This is a genomic window from Staphylococcus sp. HMSC072E01 (assembly GCF_001814125.1).
Lineage (GTDB): Bacteria > Bacillota > Bacilli > Staphylococcales > Staphylococcaceae > Staphylococcus > Staphylococcus hominis.
Map to the genome: position 1 here is coordinate 1 of NZ_KV814977.1, position 19,136 is coordinate 19,136.

General features: G+C 32.7%; 19 protein-coding genes and 1 pseudogene. 18 read left to right on the forward strand and 2 right to left on the reverse strand.

Annotated features, from left to right (window positions below; genetic code table 11):
- Positions 1–176 precede the first annotated feature (176 nt).
- Positions 177–1,547: a MocR-like pyridoxine biosynthesis transcription factor PdxR gene (locus HMPREF2953_RS07445; RefSeq protein WP_070672647.1), complete on the reverse strand. Its 1,371-nt coding sequence runs from the start codon at positions 1,545–1,547 to the stop codon at positions 177–179.
- A gap of 95 nt (positions 1,548–1,642) precedes the next feature.
- Here HMPREF2953_RS07445 and pdxS point away from each other — a divergent pair, with 95 nt between their 5' ends.
- Together pdxS and pdxT are read left to right on the forward strand one after the other, a co-directional pair.
- The gene (pdxS, locus tag HMPREF2953_RS07450; RefSeq protein ID WP_070672650.1) at positions 1,643–2,530 is read left to right on the forward strand and encodes a pyridoxal 5'-phosphate synthase lyase subunit PdxS; all 888 of its coding nucleotides are present in this window, start codon (positions 1,643–1,645) and stop codon (positions 2,528–2,530) included.
- 3 nt (positions 2,531–2,533) lie between these two features.
- The gene (gene pdxT / locus HMPREF2953_RS07455) at positions 2,534–3,088 is read left to right on the forward strand and encodes a pyridoxal 5'-phosphate synthase glutaminase subunit PdxT (protein WP_002488406.1); all 555 of its coding nucleotides are present in this window, start codon (positions 2,534–2,536) and stop codon (positions 3,086–3,088) included.
- A gap of 36 nt (positions 3,089–3,124) precedes the next feature.
- Here pdxT and HMPREF2953_RS07460 read toward each other — a convergent pair whose 3' ends face one another.
- On the reverse strand, positions 3,125–4,339 hold the full coding sequence (locus tag HMPREF2953_RS07460; RefSeq protein ID WP_070672653.1) for a NupC/NupG family nucleoside CNT transporter: 1,215 nt from the start codon (positions 4,337–4,339) through the stop codon (positions 3,125–3,127).
- 154 nt (positions 4,340–4,493) lie between these two features.
- Between HMPREF2953_RS07460 and HMPREF2953_RS07465 the strand changes: the two genes are divergently transcribed.
- From HMPREF2953_RS07465 to nusG, 16 genes and pseudogenes are all read left to right on the forward strand, one after another.
- Positions 4,494–4,955 (forward strand): CtsR family transcriptional regulator, encoded by a 462-nt coding sequence (locus HMPREF2953_RS07465; RefSeq protein ID WP_070672656.1) that lies wholly within the window; start codon positions 4,494–4,496, stop codon positions 4,953–4,955.
- A 31-nt stretch (positions 4,956–4,986) separates the two neighbouring features.
- Positions 4,987–5,550, forward strand: coding sequence for a UvrB/UvrC motif-containing protein (locus HMPREF2953_RS07470; RefSeq protein WP_002449058.1), 564 nt, complete (start codon positions 4,987–4,989; stop codon positions 5,548–5,550).
- Complete coding sequence (locus HMPREF2953_RS07475) at positions 5,543–6,550, forward strand: protein arginine kinase (protein WP_002449052.1); 1,008 nt, start codon at positions 5,543–5,545, stop codon at positions 6,548–6,550. Before HMPREF2953_RS07470 ends, HMPREF2953_RS07475 begins: the two co-directional genes overlap by 8 nt.
- A 15-nt stretch (positions 6,551–6,565) precedes the next feature.
- A complete protein-coding gene (locus HMPREF2953_RS07480) occupies positions 6,566–9,037 on the forward strand; it encodes an ATP-dependent Clp protease ATP-binding subunit (RefSeq protein WP_070672659.1) in 2,472 nt (823 codons plus the stop codon).
- A gap of 131 nt (positions 9,038–9,168) precedes the next feature.
- Positions 9,169–10,542: a DNA repair protein RadA gene (gene radA, locus HMPREF2953_RS07485; protein ID WP_049336749.1), complete on the forward strand. Its 1,374-nt coding sequence runs from the start codon at positions 9,169–9,171 to the stop codon at positions 10,540–10,542.
- 22 nt (positions 10,543–10,564) lie between these two features.
- Positions 10,565–11,635 (forward strand): PIN/TRAM domain-containing protein, encoded by a 1,071-nt coding sequence (locus HMPREF2953_RS07490; RefSeq protein WP_049336748.1) that lies wholly within the window; start codon positions 10,565–10,567, stop codon positions 11,633–11,635.
- A 280-nt stretch (positions 11,636–11,915) separates the two neighbouring features.
- Positions 11,916–13,370 (forward strand): glutamate--tRNA ligase, encoded by a 1,455-nt coding sequence (gltX, locus tag HMPREF2953_RS07495; RefSeq protein WP_002449039.1) that lies wholly within the window; start codon positions 11,916–11,918, stop codon positions 13,368–13,370.
- 354 nt (positions 13,371–13,724) lie between these two features.
- On the forward strand, positions 13,725–14,384 hold the full coding sequence (gene cysE, locus HMPREF2953_RS07500) for a serine O-acetyltransferase (RefSeq protein WP_172473782.1): 660 nt from the start codon (positions 13,725–13,727) through the stop codon (positions 14,382–14,384).
- Complete coding sequence (gene cysS, locus HMPREF2953_RS07505) at positions 14,368–15,768, forward strand: cysteine--tRNA ligase (RefSeq protein WP_070672668.1); 1,401 nt, start codon at positions 14,368–14,370, stop codon at positions 15,766–15,768. The genes cysE and cysS overlap by 17 nt, the downstream gene beginning before the upstream one ends.
- Position 15,769: 1 nt before the next feature.
- A complete protein-coding gene (locus HMPREF2953_RS07510; RefSeq protein ID WP_049336745.1) occupies positions 15,770–16,156 on the forward strand; it encodes a Mini-ribonuclease 3 in 387 nt (128 codons plus the stop codon).
- Positions 16,157–16,164: 8 nt separating this feature from the next.
- Positions 16,165–16,914 carry a 23S rRNA (guanosine(2251)-2'-O)-methyltransferase RlmB gene (rlmB, locus tag HMPREF2953_RS07515; protein ID WP_070672670.1) on the forward strand — a complete coding sequence of 250 codons (750 nt, stop codon included), beginning with the start codon at positions 16,165–16,167 and terminating at the stop codon, positions 16,912–16,914.
- On the forward strand, positions 16,911–17,441 hold the full coding sequence (locus HMPREF2953_RS07520) for an NYN domain-containing protein (RefSeq protein ID WP_002449022.1): 531 nt from the start codon (positions 16,911–16,913) through the stop codon (positions 17,439–17,441). The genes rlmB and HMPREF2953_RS07520 overlap by 4 nt, the downstream gene beginning before the upstream one ends.
- A 67-nt stretch (positions 17,442–17,508) precedes the next feature.
- Positions 17,509–18,099: a sigma-70 family RNA polymerase sigma factor gene (locus HMPREF2953_RS07525; protein WP_049336740.1), complete on the forward strand. Its 591-nt coding sequence runs from the start codon at positions 17,509–17,511 to the stop codon at positions 18,097–18,099.
- An 80-nt stretch (positions 18,100–18,179) separates the two neighbouring features.
- Positions 18,180–18,322: pseudogene (gene rpmG, locus HMPREF2953_RS11075) on the forward strand (50S ribosomal protein L33).
- Between the two features lie 43 nt (positions 18,323–18,365).
- On the forward strand, positions 18,366–18,566 hold the full coding sequence (gene secE / locus HMPREF2953_RS07530; RefSeq protein WP_002449032.1) for a preprotein translocase subunit SecE: 201 nt from the start codon (positions 18,366–18,368) through the stop codon (positions 18,564–18,566).
- A gap of 17 nt (positions 18,567–18,583) precedes the next feature.
- Positions 18,584–19,132 (forward strand): transcription termination/antitermination protein NusG, encoded by a 549-nt coding sequence (gene nusG, locus HMPREF2953_RS07535; protein ID WP_002449028.1) that lies wholly within the window; start codon positions 18,584–18,586, stop codon positions 19,130–19,132.
- The last annotated feature ends 4 nt before the right edge of the window (positions 19,133–19,136 follow it).

Here is a 19,136-nt window from a genome sequence, read left to right on the forward strand (position 1 = left end):
GCCGATATTGAGACCGTGAGGTCTCTTTTTTTATTTTAAAATATATATCTATATATAATTAATTAAAAGATGACTAAATGAATATACACTATGGATGGTTAGCATAGTGACTTTCATAAAAAAGTCCACATTCAATGACTACCAATCCAAAATGAGTCAGAACTCATTTCCTCTATTTAAACTGTAAGTGCTTTAATAAGAGCATTAACATGCTTCTCTAATTTTTCTTCTGGGATACCTCCAAAGCCAATTAAGAAGGTAGGATGTTGTAGTTTTTCGTTGTTGTAAGGATAAGGTGTTAATTTAAGATTGCATTTTTTTGTTCTTTTTATGCATTCATTTATTGTCAAATTATTTTTAACTACAAGTGTGAAGTGCATTCCTGTTAGTGCGCCTTCAATTTTCAATTGTTCTTTATATGGTGTTAGTTTTTCTAAAATAAAAGTTAATTTATTTTTATATATTCTTCTCATTTTATTAAGATGACGTTCAAAGCTACCAGTTGCCATAAATTGTGCGACCATGTGTTGTAAATGTACAGGCACAGTATTGCTTTCAACATACTGCATCTCTCGGAATAATTTTAGCAGTTTATTTGGTAAGACAATGTAAGCCATACGACAACTTGGATAAAGCGATTTCGAAAATGTACTAATATATATTACTTTTTGTTTTTTATCTAAATTCTGTAATGCTGGAATAGGTTTTCCGAAATATCTAAATTCTGAATCATAATCATCTTCAATAATATATCGTTCCTTCTTTTGTTGTGCCCATTTTATAAGTTGTGTGCGCTTCTTTAAACTCATCACATATCCTGTTGGAAATTGATGAGATGGCGTGATATATAAAATATCATTATTTTTTTGAAAGACGTCATCGATATTAATTCCATCTTTTTCTACTCTAGCTTGTGTATAACTTATTCTATGCTTATCCAGTACATGTTTAATAGGTGGATAACTAGGTTGTTCTATAATAAATGATGAATCTTTTAATAAGTCAGTAACCATATTTAATAATTGTTCAGTTGAAGAGCCAATTATAATTTGATTTGGATGACAAGATACTCCTCTACTATTAAATAAATAATGAGAAATTTGTTGTCTTAAGTTAAATTCTCCTTGAACGCTTCCTTTACTCAAAAGAGCAAGTTGATCTTCTTCAAATACTTCTTTAGCATACTTTTTAAATAAATGACTAGGAAAATGTTTAGCATCAATTTCAGCTAAATTGAATTGATACTGATACATATTTTCCTGTGTAGCTTTATCAGTTTCTAATATATCACTTATTTCAGGATAACTATTTGTTACTGGTAATGATTGAATTTCTGAAACATAATAACCTGAACGTGGTTTTGAATATATAAATCCTTCATCTAAAAGTAACTGATAGGCATGCTCAATTGTAGTATGACTAAGTGATAAATGTTCGCTCAACTGTCTTTTAGATGGAAATTTATCGTTTGATTCGTATACACCTTCAATAATTTGTTTTTTTAACTTTTCATATAAAGAAATATATAATGATTGTTTCTTTGCCATAAATCTGACCCCTAATTTTTTATTGAAATTGTACCTTTTTAAACATCAGTTTATATTTTAAAATGGATTTAATCAATTGAAAAGGGGTTTTATAAATGTCTAAAATTGTAGGATCTGAAAGAGTTAAACGCGGTATGGCTGAAATGCAAAAAGGCGGCGTCATTATGGATGTTGTTAATGCTGAACAAGCTAGAATCGCAGAGAAAGCTGGAGCAGTAGCAGTTATGGCCTTAGAACGCGTACCATCTGATATTAGAGCAGCTGGTGGTGTAGCACGTAGTGCCAATCCTAAAATTGTTGAAGAAGTAATGAATGCTGTTTCAATTCCAGTAATGGCTAAAGCACGTATCGGTCATATTACAGAAGCACGTGTATTAGAAGCTATGGGTGTAGACTATATTGATGAATCTGAAGTTCTTACTCCTGCAGATGAAGAATTTCATTTAAGAAAAGATCAATTTACTGTACCATTTGTTTGTGGTTGCCGTAATTTAGGCGAAGCAGCACGACGTATTGGCGAAGGTGCAGCGATGTTACGTACTAAAGGAGAACCTGGAACAGGTAATATTGTAGAAGCTGTACGTCACATGAGAAAAGTTAATTCAGAGGTTAGTCGTCTAACTGTAATGAATGACGATGAAATTATGACTTATGCTAAAGAATTAGGTGCACCATATAATGTATTAAAACAAATTAAAGAAGAAGGTCGTTTACCAGTAGTAAACTTTGCAGCGGGTGGTGTAGCAACACCTCAAGATGCTGCCTTAATGATGGAATTAGGCGCTGATGGGGTATTTGTGGGTTCAGGTATTTTTAAATCTGAAGATCCAGAAAAATTTGCAAAAGCTATTGTTCAAGCTACAACTCATTATCAAGATTATGAATTAATTGGAAAATTAGCAGCTGAATTAGGAACTGCAATGAAAGGTTTAGATATAAATAAAATCTCATTAGAAGAACGTATGCAAGAGCGTGGTTGGTAATTTATGAAGATTGGTGTATTAGCGTTACAAGGTGCAGTACGTGAACACATTCGTCACATTGAATTAAGTGGTCACGAAGGTATAGCAGTTAAGAAAGTTGAACAATTAGATGAAATTGATGGTCTTATTCTCCCTGGCGGTGAATCTACAACTTTAAGAAGACTTATGGATTTATATGGCTTTAAAGAAAAATTACAACAATCTGATTTACCAATGTTTGGAACTTGCGCAGGTCTTATTGTGCTTGCAAAAGATGTAGAAGGTGAGACAGGATATCTAAAAAAATTAGATATTACTGTTGCGCGTAATTCCTTTGGTAGACAAGTAGATAGTTTTGAAGCTGAGTTAGATGTTAAAGGTATTGCAAAAGATATAGAAGGTGTCTTTATAAGAGCACCACATATTGTTAATGTAGAAAATAATGTAGAAATATTAAGTTCTATTAGTGATAAAATAGTAGCTGTTAAGCAAGGGAAGTACCTAGGGGTGTCTTTCCATCCAGAATTAACAGATGACTATCGTATAACTCAGTATTTTATTGAACATATAGTTAAATAAAAAAAGCTTGAGATCAAAATCTCAAGCTTTTTCTTATTAAATGAAGAATCCAGCGATAGCAGCTGAAATAAATGATACAAGTGTTGCACCGAATAATAACTTAATACCAAAACGTGCTACGACATCACCTTTTTCAGAGTTAAGTGATTTAATCGCACCAGAAATGATCCCAATAGAACTAAAGTTAGCAAATGAAACTAGAAATACAGACGTAATACCTTTTGCATGCTCAGAAATACCCTTCAAGCTTCCAAGTGATTGCATAGCAACAAATTCGTTAGATAATAATTTTGTTGCCATCACAGAACCTGATTTAACTGCATCTTGCCAAGGAACACCTGCTAAGAAAGCAAATGGTGCAAATACAAAACCAATTAACGTTTGGAAATCCCATTTGATTGCTCCGCCAGAAATTAAACTAAAAATACCACTTACAAGGCCATTTAATAAAGCAATGATTGCAATATAGCCAATTAACATTGCACCAACGATAACTGCTACTTTGAAACCATCTAAAATATATTCACCTAACATTTCAAAAAACGCTTGTTTTTTAGTTTCTGATTCATCCACTAGCAATTTATCATCTTCTTCATTAACTTTATAAGGGTTAATAATAGAAGCAATAATGAAGCCACCAAATAAGTTTAATACAACCGCTGTAACAACATATTTAGGTTCAATCAATGTAAAATATGCACCGATAATAGATGCAGAGACAGTAGACATTGCAGAAGCAGTTAAAGTATATAAACGTTGTTTAGGTATATATGGTAATTGTTGTTTTAATGAAATAAATACTTCAGATTGTCCAAGAATCGCAGCTGCTACTGCATTATATGATTCTAAACGCCCCATACCATTAATTTTAGAAATTAAGAACCCTAACACATTAATAATCCATGGAAGAATTCTAGTATATTGTAAAATACCAATTAATGCCGAAATAAATACGATTGGTAATAAAACACTAAAGAAGAACGGTGGATTGTTTGGATCTACAAATTTAAATCCTCCAAAAACAAAATTAACCCCTTCAGCAGCTTTTTGTAACAAATAGTTAAATCCATTTGAAATACCACCGATAATTGTAATACCAGCAGTCGTTTTCAAAAGAATAAATGCGAATATAAGTTGAATAATTAATAATAATCCAACATAGTGCCAACGAATATTCTTTTTATCTGAACTAAATAAAAATGCTAGCGCTAGAAAGACAATAATCCCAATAATCCCAATAAGAATATGCATAATTCTACTCCTTTAAAATTCTCTTTATCTTATATAATACAATAAAATAATAGAAGTAACATTAATATTTTTAAATAAAAAAAACAAATTGGTTGAAAAAGGTCAAAGTTGGTCATATAATATAGTCAAAGAAGGTCAAAAGAGGTGGTAAATCATGCACAACATGTCTGACATCATAGAACAATACATTAAACAACTATTTGAAGAAAGTAATGAAGATATGGTAGAAATTCAAAGAGCTAATATTGCTCAACGTTTCGATTGTGTGCCTTCTCAACTCAACTATGTTATTAAAACAAGATTTACAAATGAACATGGTTATGAAATAGAAAGTAAACGTGGTGGAGGAGGATACATCCGAATCACGAAAATTGAAAATAAAGATGCAACGGGTTATATTAATCATCTATTGCGATTAATTGGTCCTTCTATATCTCAACAACAAGCATATTATATAATTGATGGTTTGTTAGATAAAGGATTAATTAGTGATAGAGAAGCAAGAATGATTCAAGTGATTATTGATCGTGAAACACTCTCAATGGATGTTGTTTCTAGAGATATTATTAGAGCAAATATTCTCAAACGGTTATTACCTATCATTAATTACTATTAATAAATAATAAAGAAAAGCGAGGTGTCTATGTGTGCTTTGCGAAAATTGTCATTTAAATGAAGCAGAGGTTAAACTCACAGTAAAAAGTAAAGATGGTACCTCTGAAAAGTGGGTGTGTTCAGAATGTGCGCAAGGAGAGCATCCTTGGAATCAACAAGAACATGCTGCGTCACATTCAGAGTTCCAAGATGATATTGAAGAAGCCTTTGTAGTCAAACAAATCTTACAACATTTAGCAACTAAACACGGATTAAATTTTCATGAAGTAGCATTTCAAGAAGAAAAACGATGTCCTACATGTAATATGACATTGAAAGATATAGCTCATGTAGGTAAATTTGGATGTGCAAATTGCTATGCAGTATTTAAAGAGGATATTGTTGATATTGTAAGACGAGTACAAGGTGGACAATTTGAACATGTAGGCAAGATGCCTCGTTCTTCACATCATAAACTGGCAATAAAAAAACAAATTGAAGAAAAAACGAATTACTTAAATATATTAATTGAAAAGCAAAAATTTGAAGAAGCAGCTGTCATTAGAGATGAAATTAAAGCCTTGAAACATGAAAGCGAGATGGAGCATGATGAATGATATGGGTGCACATATTAGTGAATGGATGAAAGAAACAGATGAATCTCCCATTGTAATGTCTTCGCGTATTCGTTTAGCACGTAATTTAGAAAATCATGTTCATCCTTTAATGTTTCCATCTGAACAAGCAGGTTTTAGAGTAATCAATGAAGTGCAAGATGCACTACCTAATTTATCTTTAATGCGTTTAGATACCATGGACCAACAAAGTAAGATGAAGTTAGTGGCTAAACATCTAATTAGTAAAGAATTGATTAAACAACCAGCTTCAGCGGTGTTATTAAATGAAGATGAATCTTTGAGTATTATGATTAATGAAGAAGATCATGTACGAATTCAAGCAATGGGTAATGATTTATCTCTGATAGATTTATATCAAAAGGCTTCAGACATTGATGATATTCTTGATGAACAATTAGAAATTAGTTTCGATGAAGATTTAGGTTATTTAACGACTTGTCCTACAAATATTGGGACTGGAATGCGAGCAAGTGTGATGCTTCATTTACCTGGATTATCTATAATGAAACGTATGAATCGTATTGCACAAACAATTAATCGTTTTGGATTTACGATTCGAGGTATATATGGAGAGGGTTCACAAGTTTATGGTCATATTTATCAAATTTCTAATCAACTTACATTAGGTAAGACGGAAGAAGATATTATTGATCAGTTGACAGAAGTAGTTCAACAAATTATTAATGAAGAAATGCAAATTCGTGAACGTTTAACACAATATAGTGAATTAGAAACACTTGACCGTATTTATCGTTCGTTAGGAATATTACAAAATAGTCGTATGATATCAATGGAAGAAGCGTCATATAGATTAAGTGAAATTAAGTTAGGCATAGATTTAGGATATTTAAATTTAAGTAACTTTAAGTTTAATGAATTAATGGTAAGTATCCAATCTGCGTTTTTATATAATGATGAAGATGAAAACGTATCTGTAAATGAAAAACGGGCAAATATATTAAGAAAACATACAAATTAGGAGGTTGTAAACGATATGTTATTTGGTAGATTAACTGAACGCGCACAACGTGTATTAGCACATGCACAAGAAGAAGCAATTCGTTTAAATCATTCGAACATTGGTACTGAGCACTTACTACTTGGATTAATGAAAGAACCAGAAGGTATTGCTGCTAAAGTACTTGAAAGTTTTAATATTACTGAAGATAAAGTTATTGAAGAAGTTGAAAAATTAATCGGTCATGGTCAAGAACATTCAGGTACGTTGCACTATACACCAAGAGCTAAAAAAGTCATTGAACTATCAATGGATGAGGCAAGAAAATTGCATCATAACTTTGTAGGTACAGAACATATTTTATTAGGATTAATTCGTGAAAATGAAGGAGTAGCAGCACGTGTATTTGCTAACTTAGATTTGAATATTACTAAAGCACGTGCACAAGTAGTGAAAGCATTAGGTAGTCCTGAAATGAATACTAAAAATGCAACTGCAAATAAATCAAACAACACTCCTACATTGGATGGACTAGCACGAGACTTAACAGTTATTGCTAAAGACGGTACTTTAGATCCAGTTGTGGGTAGAGATAAAGAAATTACACGTGTTATTGAAGTATTAAGTCGTAGAACTAAAAATAACCCTGTACTTATTGGTGAACCAGGCGTAGGTAAAACAGCCATTGCTGAAGGTCTTGCACAAGCTATTGTAAATAATGAAGTACCAGAAACCTTAAAAAATAAACGTGTAATGTCACTAGATATGGGAACAGTCGTGGCAGGTACTAAATATCGTGGTGAATTCGAAGAACGTTTGAAAAAAGTCATGGATGAAATCCATCATGCAGGTAATGTCATTTTATTCATTGATGAATTGCATACACTAGTTGGTGCTGGTGGTGCAGAAGGTGCAATTGATGCATCTAATATTTTAAAACCAGCGTTAGCGCGTGGTGAGTTACAATGCATTGGTGCAACAACATTAGATGAATATCGTAAAAACATTGAAAAAGATGCTGCATTAGAACGTCGTTTCCAACCTATTCAAGTTGATGAACCATCTGTAGAGGATACTGTTGCTATTCTAAAAGGTTTACGTGATCGCTACGAAGCGCATCATCGTATTAATATTTCTGATGAAGCACTGGAAGCGGCTGCTAAATTAAGTAACCGTTATGTATCTGATCGTTTCCTACCAGATAAAGCAATTGATTTGATTGATGAAGCAAGTTCGAAAGTAAGACTAAAAAGTCACACAACTCCAAGTAATTTAAAAGAGATTGAACAAGAAATTGAAAAAGTTAAAAATGAAAAAGATGCTGCCGTCCATGCACAAGAATTTGAAAATGCAGCTAACTTAAGAGATAAACAATCAAAACTTGAAAAACAATATGAAGATGCTAAAAATGAATGGAAGACATCTCAAGGCGGACAATCAACATCATTATCTAAAGAAGATATTGCTGAAGTTATTGCAGGATGGACAGGGATTCCATTAACTAGAATTAATGAAACAGAGTCAGATCGTTTGCTTAATTTAGAAGAAACATTACATGATCGAGTAATTGGACAAAACGATGCTGTAACTTCTATTAGTAAAGCAGTTCGTCGTGCACGTGCAGGCCTAAAAGATCCTAAACGTCCAATCGGTAGTTTCATTTTCTTAGGACCAACTGGTGTAGGTAAAACAGAACTTGCCCGTGCATTAGCTGAATCAATGTTTGGTGAAGAAGACGCAATGATACGTGTTGATATGAGTGAATTTATGGAGAAACATGCTGTGAGTCGTTTAGTTGGAGCGCCTCCAGGTTATGTAGGCCATGATGATGGTGGTCAATTAACTGAAAAAGTTAGACGTAAGCCATATTCTGTTATCCTATTTGATGAAATTGAAAAAGCACATCCAGACGTGTTTAATATCTTATTACAAGTACTTGATGATGGACATCTAACTGATACAAAAGGACGTCAAGTTGATTTCCGTAATACTGTTATTATTATGACATCAAATGTAGGAGCACAAGAACTACAAGATCAACGTTTCGCTGGATTCGGTGGCGCATCTGAAGGACAAGATTATGAAACAATTCGTAAAACGATGATGAAAGAACTTAAAAATTCATTCCGTCCTGAGTTCTTAAACCGTGTAGATGATATTATTGTTTTCCATAAATTAACAAAAGATGAACTTAAAGAAATTGTGACTATGATGGTAAATAAATTAACAAAACGTTTATCAGAACAAGATATTAATATTGTAGTTACTGATAAAGCTAAAGAAAAAATTGCTGAAGAAGGATATGATCCAGAATACGGCGCTCGTCCATTAATTAGAGCAATTCAAAAAACGGTCGAAGATAATTTAAGTGAATTGATACTTGATGGTAATCAAATTGAAGGAAAAGAAGTCACAATTGATCATGATGGCAATGAATTCAAGTATGATATCCATGATAAACAAGACAATAATATAGAAGATACAAAAGAACCAGCAACAGAAGAATAAAATGAGTTTAAATTCAGAGTCTAGGAGTCATTAAATCCTAGGCTCTTCTTTTTATTTATATATATTTAAATTTGTCATTATAACTGGATACATATAAAATAGATATGTTCAAAAAAATCGGAGGTGCAGTTTTGGCCAAGAAAAAAGTAATTTTCGAATGTATGGCTTGTGGATATCAGTCTCCTAAATGGATGGGAAAATGTCCAAATTGTGGTGCTTGGAATCAAATGGAGGAAATTATTGAAAAGACTTCCAATCCAAAACATGGTGTAAAGACAAAAGAGACACAAGCAAAAGTACAGAAATTAAATAGTATTAAGCATGAGACAACACCAAGAGTTCAAACGGACTCTAAAGAATTTAATCGTGTACTTGGTGGCGGAATTGTTAGTGGATCGCTCGTACTGATTGGCGGCGACCCAGGTATTGGGAAATCTACATTATTATTACAGATTTGTGCATCGTTATCACAGAAACTTAATGTACTTTATATCACGGGTGAAGAATCACTAAATCAAACGAAATTGCGTGCAGATCGTCTAGAGGAAGACTCTAGTAATTTAAATGTACTAGCTGAAACAGATTTAGAAGTTATTCATCAAACCGTGGAACAAGAGCGCCCAGATATACTTGTTGTCGATTCAATTCAAACGATTTATCATCCTGAGATTAGTTCAGCACCTGGCTCAGTATCACAAGTTCGAGAAAGTACACAAAGTTTAATGAATATTGCAAAACAAATGAATATAGCAACTTTTATAGTAGGTCACGTAACAAAAGAAGGACAAATTGCTGGTCCAAGACTATTAGAACATATGGTAGATACAGTTTTATACTTCGAAGGTGATGAACACCATGCTTATCGAATTCTAAGAGCAGTTAAAAATCGTTTTGGTTCAACGAATGAAATGGGTATTTTTGAAATGAAACAAAGTGGTTTGAAAGGTGTACAAAATCCTTCAGAAATGTTTTTAGAAGAACGCTCTACAAATGTTCCAGGATCAACAATTGTGGCTACTATGGAAGGCACACGACCACTATTGATTGAGGTGCAATCTCTCGTAACACCTACTACATTTAATAATCCAAGACGAATGGCCACAGGCATCGACCACAATCGACTTAGTTTGCTTATGGCTGTTTTAGAGAAAAAAGAAAATTATCTTTTACAACAACAAGATGCTTATATTAAAGTAGCGGGTGGAGTGAGACTGACTGAACCGGCTGTAGATTTAAGTATTATTGTAGCGACTGCTTCAAGTTTTAAAGATAAAGCCGTAGATGGTTTGGATTGTTATATTGGTGAAGTGGGATTAACTGGTGAAGTAAGACGAGTATCGCGTATTGAGCAACGTGTACAAGAAGCGGCAAAACTAGGATTTAAGAGAGTGATTATTCCCCAAACGAATATAGGTGGATGGACATTCCCAGAAGGTGTTCAGGTCGTTGGAGTGACAACGGTACATGATGCCTTAAAATATGCGTTTAGTAATCGCTCATCATAGGCATTTAAAGGGGTGATAACGTATGAAGGTATTAAAAGGAATTGTTATTATAATCTACATCATTCTTGGTGCATCATTTGGAATCATGTTAATTCCAGAAATTTTAAATGATTTAGGTATGAACACCCCTCCCATTTATACTAATCATTATGTTGATGGTTTAGTAGGGATGATTGTATTCTTTCTAATATTTGGTCTATTTATTAATAAAGTAACACGATTACTTAAAGACGCTGAAATGTGGATTATGAAACGTAGTGCAGTCGAAATTTTGTTTGCTACACTAGGATTAGTCGTTGGTTTATTTATTTCAGTAATGGCTTCATTTATTTTAGAAATGATAGGAAATTCTATATTAAATCACCTTGTGCCTATTATTATTACACTATTATTATGTTATTTAGGATTTCAGTTTGGTTTGAAAAAGCGTGATGAAATGCTTATGTTTTTGCCAGAAAATATAGCACGTTCAATGTCTAAAAATAATATCAGCGCTATACCTAAACTGTTAGATACAAGTGCAATTATTGATGGAAGAATTTTAGATATTATTAAATGCGGATTTATAGATGGAGAAATACTTATTCCTCAAGGAGTTATAAATGAATTGCAAGTAGTTGCAGATGCTAATGATAGTATCAAACGTGAAAAAGGACAACGTGGATTAGATATTTTAAATCAACTTTATGATTTAGACTATCCAACTCGTGTGATTCATCCTCAAAAATCTCATAGTGATATTGACAAACTGTTAGTTGAATTAGCTCAAGTCTATCATGCCCATGTCATTACAACCGATTTCAATTTGAATAAGGTATGTCATGTTCAAGGGATTACTGCATTAAATGTTAATGATTTATCAGAAGCAATTAAACCCAATGTTCATCAAGGTGACCGACTTAATATTTTATTAACTAAAATGGGTAAAGAACCTGGCCAAGGGGTAGGATATCTAGATGATGGAACAATGGTTGTTGTAGATCATGCCAAATCTCTTATAGGGAAACAGGTTGAATTAGAAGTCATTAGTTTATTACAAACATCATCTGGTCGTATTATATTTGCTAAGACTATAGAGGGGTCCTTAAGTTAATAGAAAAAAAGGTTTCATGTGAAACGTAGTCATTGATGAATTATTGTATAATATTTTTCGTTATGAGATATTGCTGAGTAACGTAACAACAGTAGCAATAGACTTATCAAACCAGCCAATTAATGCTACAATAATAAGGAAATGCGAAGTTGATCTAAGTATAGATTAGAAGTTAAAGTTATTCAAAAACGACTCTTTAAAGATTGTTTGGGATAACTTTTTTCTAATGAAAAAAATCATTCGCTATAAAGAATGAATAACAAAATTAGGAGTGAAACGAATGAGTGAACGCGTAAGAGTAAGATATGCGCCAAGTCCAACTGGATATTTACACATCGGAAATGCAAGAACTGCATTATTTAATTATTTATTTGCTAAACATTATGATGGAGATTTTGTAGTACGTATTGAAGATACAGATAGTAAAAGAAATCTTGAAGATGGAGAATCTTCACAATTTGATAACTTAAAATGGTTAGGATTAGATTGGGATGAATCTATCGATAAAGACAAAGGTCATGGTCCTTATCGTCAATCTGAACGTGCAGACATCTATAATCCACTTATTCAACAATTATTAGATGAAGATAAAGCATACAAATGCTACATGACTGAAGAAGAATTAGAAGAAGAACGTGAAGCTCAAATTGCTCGTGGAGAAATGCCACGATATGGCGGTAAACATGCACATCTCACCGAAGAACAACGTCAACAATTTGAAGCTGAAGGACGCAAACCCGCTATTCGTTTCCGTGTTCCAAAAGATAAAACATATACATTTGATGATATGGTTAAAGGAGAAATTTCTTTTGACTCTAATAATATTGGAGATTGGGTTATCGTGAAAAAAGATGGCGTCCCTACGTATAATTTCGCGGTAGCAGTAGATGATCACTACATGGAAATTTCTGATGTTATTCGTGGAGATGATCATGTATCAAATACACCTAAGCAATTAATGATTTATGAAGCATTTGGTTGGGAACCACCACGTTTTGCGCATATGTCATTAATTGTAAATGAACAACGTAAAAAATTAAGTAAACGAGATGGCCAAATTTTACAATTTATCGAGCAATATCGTGATTTAGGTTATTTACCTGAAGCGTTATTCAATTTTATTGCTTTACTCGGTTGGTCTCCTGAAGGTGAAGATGAGATCTTTTCTAAAGAAGAATTTATTAAGATTTTTGATGAACAACGTCTTTCTAAATCTCCAGCAATGTTTGATAGACAAAAATTAGCTTGGGTTAATAACCAATATATGAAAACAAAAGATACAGAAACAGTATTTGAGCTTGCTTTACCACACTTAATCAAAGCAAATTTAATTCCTGAAAATCCAAGTGAAGAAGATAAAGAATGGGGACGCAAATTAATTGGTCTTTATCAAAAAGAAATGAGTTATGCAGGAGAAATTGTTCCGTTATCAGAAATGTTTTTCCATGATATGCCTGAATTAGGTGAAGAAGAACAAGAGGTATTAAATGGCGAACAAGTTCCTGAATTAATGTCTCATTTATATGGTAAATTAGAAGCGCTTGAACCATTTGAAGCTGCTGAAATTAAAAAAACGATTAAAGAAGTACAAAAAGAAACGGGTATTAAAGGTAAACAATTATTTATGCCTATTCGTGTAGCAGTGACTGGTCAAATGCATGGTCCTGAATTACCGAATACAATTGAAGTATTAGGAAAAGAAAAAGTACTATCTCGTTTAAAAAAATATGTTTAAAACAATGTTAATATAATAAGTCAGACACACATGTTTAAACTTGAAATTTTATAAAAAACTTCTTATGATAAGATTAAACATATGTTAGTTAAAGGATTAGTAAATATACGATAATGTTGTTAGAGAGTATGCGGTTGCTGTGAGCATATCATTATCTATATCGAATGCACCTTTGAATGTTCAATTAAATATAGAAATGAGTATGATAAGGTAGACTAGTATGTTCATCAACTTACTTTATCTAAAATGAAGAGTGGAACCGTGCAATAGCGCCTCTAGCAGTTAATGTTAGGGGCGCTTTTTTTAAATATTTGAATGATACATGGACTGTAAGATATTCATAATATATAGAAAATGGGGAGGGCGAGCGTCTTGATAAAAAGAATGAAAGATGATGTAAAAATGGTATTTGAACAAGACCCTGCAGCACGTACAACATTTGAAGTAATCACAACTTATGCAGGCTTGCATGCGGTATGGAGTCACTTAATTGCACATAAATTATATAATAAAAAACACTACGTTTTGGCGAGAATGATTTCACAAGTATCTCGCTTTTTTACAGGAATTGAAATTCATCCTGGAGCGAAAATCGGAAAACGTCTATTTATTGATCATGGTATGGGTGTAGTCATTGGTGAAACATGTACGATTGGAGATAACGTAACGATTTATCAAGGCGTGACACTTGGAGGTACAGGTAAACAAAAAGGAAAGCGTCATCCAGATATTGGAGATAATGTTTTAATTGCAGCAGGATCAAAGGTTTTAGGAAATATCCAAATTGATTCTAATGTTAATATTGGTGCGAATTCAGTAGTCTTACAATCTGTGCCAAGTTATACAACAGTTGTAGGCATTCCAGGTCATATTGTTAAACAAGAAGGAAAACGAATTGGGAAAACATTTGATCATCGTAATTTGCCTGATCCTTTATTTGAACAAATTAAGCAACTAGAACGACAATTAGAAAAAGCTAAGAACGGAGAGATTAAAGATGATTACATTATATAATACTTTAACACGTCAAAAAGAGGCGTTTAAGCCTATTGAGCCTGGTAAGGTTAAGATGTATGTATGTGGACCTACAGTATATAATTACATTCATATCGGTAATGCTCGTCCAGCAATTAATTATGACGTCGTACGTCGATATTTTGAATATAAAGGCTATACGGTTGATTACGTATCTAATTTTACTGATGTAGATGATAAACTCATTAATCGTTCTAAAGAATTAAATGAAAGTGTGCCAGAAATTGCTGATCGATATATCAAGGCATTCTATGAAGATGTAGGGGCACTTAATGTTAAAAGAGCGACATCTAATCCACGAGTAATGAATCATATGGATGAAATCATTGACTTCATTAAACAACTTGTAGATGACGGTTATGCATATGAAAGTAATGGAGATGTGTATTTTAGAACCCGTAAATTTGATGGATATGGTAAATTAAGTCATCAGTCTATTGATGATTTAAAAGTTGGCGCGCGTATAGAAGCAGGTGAACAAAAAGAGGATGCATTGGATTTTACGCTATGGAAAAAGGCAAAACCTGGAGAAATTAGTTGGGAGAGCCCATTTGGACAAGGACGTCCAGGATGGCATATTGAATGCTCTGTAATGGCTTATCATGAATTGGGAAAAACAATTGACATCCATGCGGGAGGATCAGATTTACAATTTCCACATCATGAAAATGAAATAGCGCAATCTGAAGCACACAATCATGCACCTTTTGCTAATTATTGGATGCATAATGGTTTTATTAATATAGATAATGAAAAAATGAGTAAATCATTAGGTAACTTTATTTTAGTACACGATATTATTAAAGAAATTGATCCAGATGTATTACGTTTCTTCATGATCAGTGTTCATTATAGAAGTCCAATCAACTATAACGTTGAATTAGTGAATGCTGCTAAAAGTGGATTAGAGCGTATACGTAATAGTTATCAATTAATTAAAGAAAGAGAAGCAATCGCAACTGATTTAGAAACACAAACAGACTATATTGATCAAATTAATAATATTTTAAAACAATTTGAAGCTGTAATGGATGATGATTTTAATACAGCAAACGCTGTAACTGCATGGTATGATTTATCAAAATTAGCTAATAAATATATGTTAGAAAATACAACATCAACTAAAGTGATTCAGCGCTTTAAAGAAGTATATCATATTTTTAGTGACGTATTAGGCATGCCATTAGAAGGAAAAGAAAATGATGTATTACTTGATGAAGACATAGAAAAACTTATCGAAGAACGTAATGAAGCACGTAAAAATAAAGATTTTGCTCGAGCTGACGAAATTAGAGATATGTTAAAAGAACAAAATATTATTCTTGAAGATACGCCTCAAGGTGTAAGATTTAGAAGGGGTTAATATGAATGCCAAGCTACTAAACCCATTAACGCTAGCTTATATGGGAGATGCTGTATTAGACCAGCATGTACGTGAATATATTGTGCTTAAATTACAGAGTAAACCGAATCGCTTACACCAAGTATCGAAACAATATGTGTCTGCAAAAAGCCAAGCACAAACGCTTGAGGTATTAATAACAAAAGAATGGTTTACTGAAGAAGAACTAGATATTGTTAGAAGAGGCCGTAACGCTAAAAGTTATACGAAAGCTAAAAATACAGATGTACAAACCTATCGTAAAAGTTCAGGTTTAGAAGCTGTTATAGGATTTCTTTATTTAGACCATCGAAATGAACGATTAGATGCGTTACTTGATACGATTGTACAAATTGTTGATGAAAGGTAGTGAACATAGTGGAAGATATCGTTATTGTCGGTAGACACGCTGTTAAAGAAGCAATTGTGTCTGGTCATACAATAAATAAAATTTGGATACAAGAAGGAATAAGAAAGCAGCAAATTAATGATATTTTAAAAAATGCTAAAGCACAGAAATTGATTATACAAACTGTTCCAAAATCCAAATTAGATAATTTAGCAAATGCACCTCATCAAGGTGTAGCTGCACTGATTGCACCATACGAATATGCAGATTTTGATCAGTTTATTCAATCTCAAAAAGAAAAAGAAGGCCTTTCTACAATAATTATTTTAGATGGGTTAGAAGATCCACATAATCTTGGTTCGATCATTAGAACGGCAGATGCAAGCGGAGTAGATGGAGTGATTATCCCTAAGAGACGTTCTGTTTCGCTCACACAAACTGTTGCAAAAGCGTCAACTGGTGCGATTCAACATATCCCAGTGATGCGTGTTACAAATTTATCAAAAACAATTGATGAGTTGAAAGATAATGGATATTGGGTAGCAGGAGCTGAAGCGGATAATGCTACAGATTATCGAAATATGGCTGCTGATATGCCACTGGCTATCGTAATTGGTAGTGAAGGGCAAGGTATGAGTAGATTGGTTAAAGGTAAATGTGATTTCTATATTAAAATTCCTATGGTAGGCCATGTTAATAGCTTAAATGCTTCGGTAGCTGCTAGTTTAATGATGTATGAAGTATATCGTAAACGATATCAAATTGGAGATACCCAATGAAAGATAGATATCTAATTATTGATGGATACAATATGATTGGTCAATCAAGGGAATTGAGTAAAGTAGCAAGAGAAAGTTTAGAGGAAGCACGTGAACAACTCTTAGATGTGATTGCCAATTACAATGCAGTTGTCGCTGATGAGATTGTATGTGTATTTGATGCATATGAACAATCTGGTATAGAAAGAGAATACATTTATCATGGTGTTAAAACAGTTTTTACGAAAGAAAAAGAAACTGCAGATAGCTATATTGAGCGTTATGTATACAATTTATACAATAAACATACGACACATATTACAGTAGTGACCAGCGATATGAGCGAGCAACATGCTATTTTTGGAGCAGGTGCATATCGTGTTTCATCTAGAGAAATGTGGCGAGATTTAAAAGAGAATGCAATGACGGTTAGTAAATCAGTAGATGATTTTAATGAACGTAAACCAAGAACTCGAATTTCGTTATCAAAAGATGTACTTGCAGAATTTGAAAAAATACGACGAGGATATGGTAAAAAACGTAAATAATACAGTCTTGCTATTCAAAAGATGCGTCTTATACAATGTGCCTAACTTATAAAGAAAGGTTTTGTATATGACTTATTATTTTCGACAACTAGAAGATATATTTAAAGCTTTTCAATATAGCCAAAATACATTGGAGAAAGAACAGTTATTCGCAAATATAATGAATGTGATACGTCCTAAACTTATGATGAAGTTTAGGATGCTAGGTATAGATCATCAAGAACTAGAAGATTTAATTCAAGATACCTCGTTAAAGATATATTTAGCTTTACACACATTTAATTTTAATACGAATGTTCCATTCGAACATTATTTAAATCGTCTAGTTTATTCTGTAAAAAAAGATTTTTGGAGAAAACGTTATGCGTTTAATCAACGTCAACAATTGTTAATCAATGAATGTGTAGTAGAATCTCGTTTGAATCAAATGATAAAAAGAACGGAAGAACTATATTTAACTAGGTCAAGTAAAGAAGACTTGATAGACAGTTTTAAGAAGTTAAGTATGTTTGAAAGAGAAGTTGCAAATTTACTTCTACTGGATTATTCCCCATCAGAAATAGCAAAAAGACTAAATGTAAAAGATAAAGTAGTTTACAATAGTATTCAACGTTGTAAAATAAAAATGAAACAATATTTATTGAAATACAAACGTTAAGTATTTTAGTACGAGTTTGACAGTTTATTATAAGTTTATGTATAGTAGACTGGTATTAATATGAGTAAAGGTGAATTGATGTGAGAAAAGTACCTTTAGTTTGTGAAATGTGTGGTAGCAGAAATTATAATGTACCTAAAAAAAAACATCAGCTAAGAGATTACAACTGAAGAAATATTGTTCCAGATGTAATGAACACACGATGCATAAAGAATCAAAGTAATGAGTTTATAAGTATATACTTTGAAAAGCATGGAGGTAAGGTTATGGCTAAAGATAAAGACGCAAGTAAGAATAAAGAAAGTTTCTTCCAAGGCGTTAAAAGCGAAATGGAAAAAACAAGTTGGCCTACGAAAGAAGAACTTTTTAAATATACTGTCATTGTAGTAGCTACAGTAATTTTCTTTATGGTCTTTTTCTGGGTATTAGACGTAGGTATTGGTAATTTAATTCAATTATTTAGATAAAAGTAAGGAGTGACAACATGTCTGAAGAAGTTGGGGCTAAGCGTTGGTACGCAGTGCATACGTATTCTGGATATGAAAATAAAGTTAAAAAGAATTTAGAAAAAAGAGTAGAATCAATGAATATGACAGAGCAAATTTTTAGAGTTGTCATACCTGAAGAGGAAGAAACACAAGTTAAAGATGGGAAAGCAAAAAAACAGGTTAAAAAGACATTTCCTGGATATGTTTTAGTAGAGCTTATTATGACAGATGAATCATGGTATGTTGTACGTAATACTCCAGGTGTCACAGGATTTGTTGGTTCAGCAGGTGCAGGTTCAAAACCTAATCCATTACTTCCTGAAGAAATGAGATTCATCTTAAAACAAATGGGACTTAAAGAAAAAACAATTGATGTAGAATTAGATGTAGGTGAACAAGTCCGCATCAAATCAGGACCATTTGCAAATCAAGTTGGTGAAGTTCAAGAAATCGAAGCAGATAAATTTAAATTAACTGTATTAGTCGATATGTTTGGTAGAGAAACACCAGTTGAAGTAGAATTCGATCAAATAGAAAAATTATAATCAT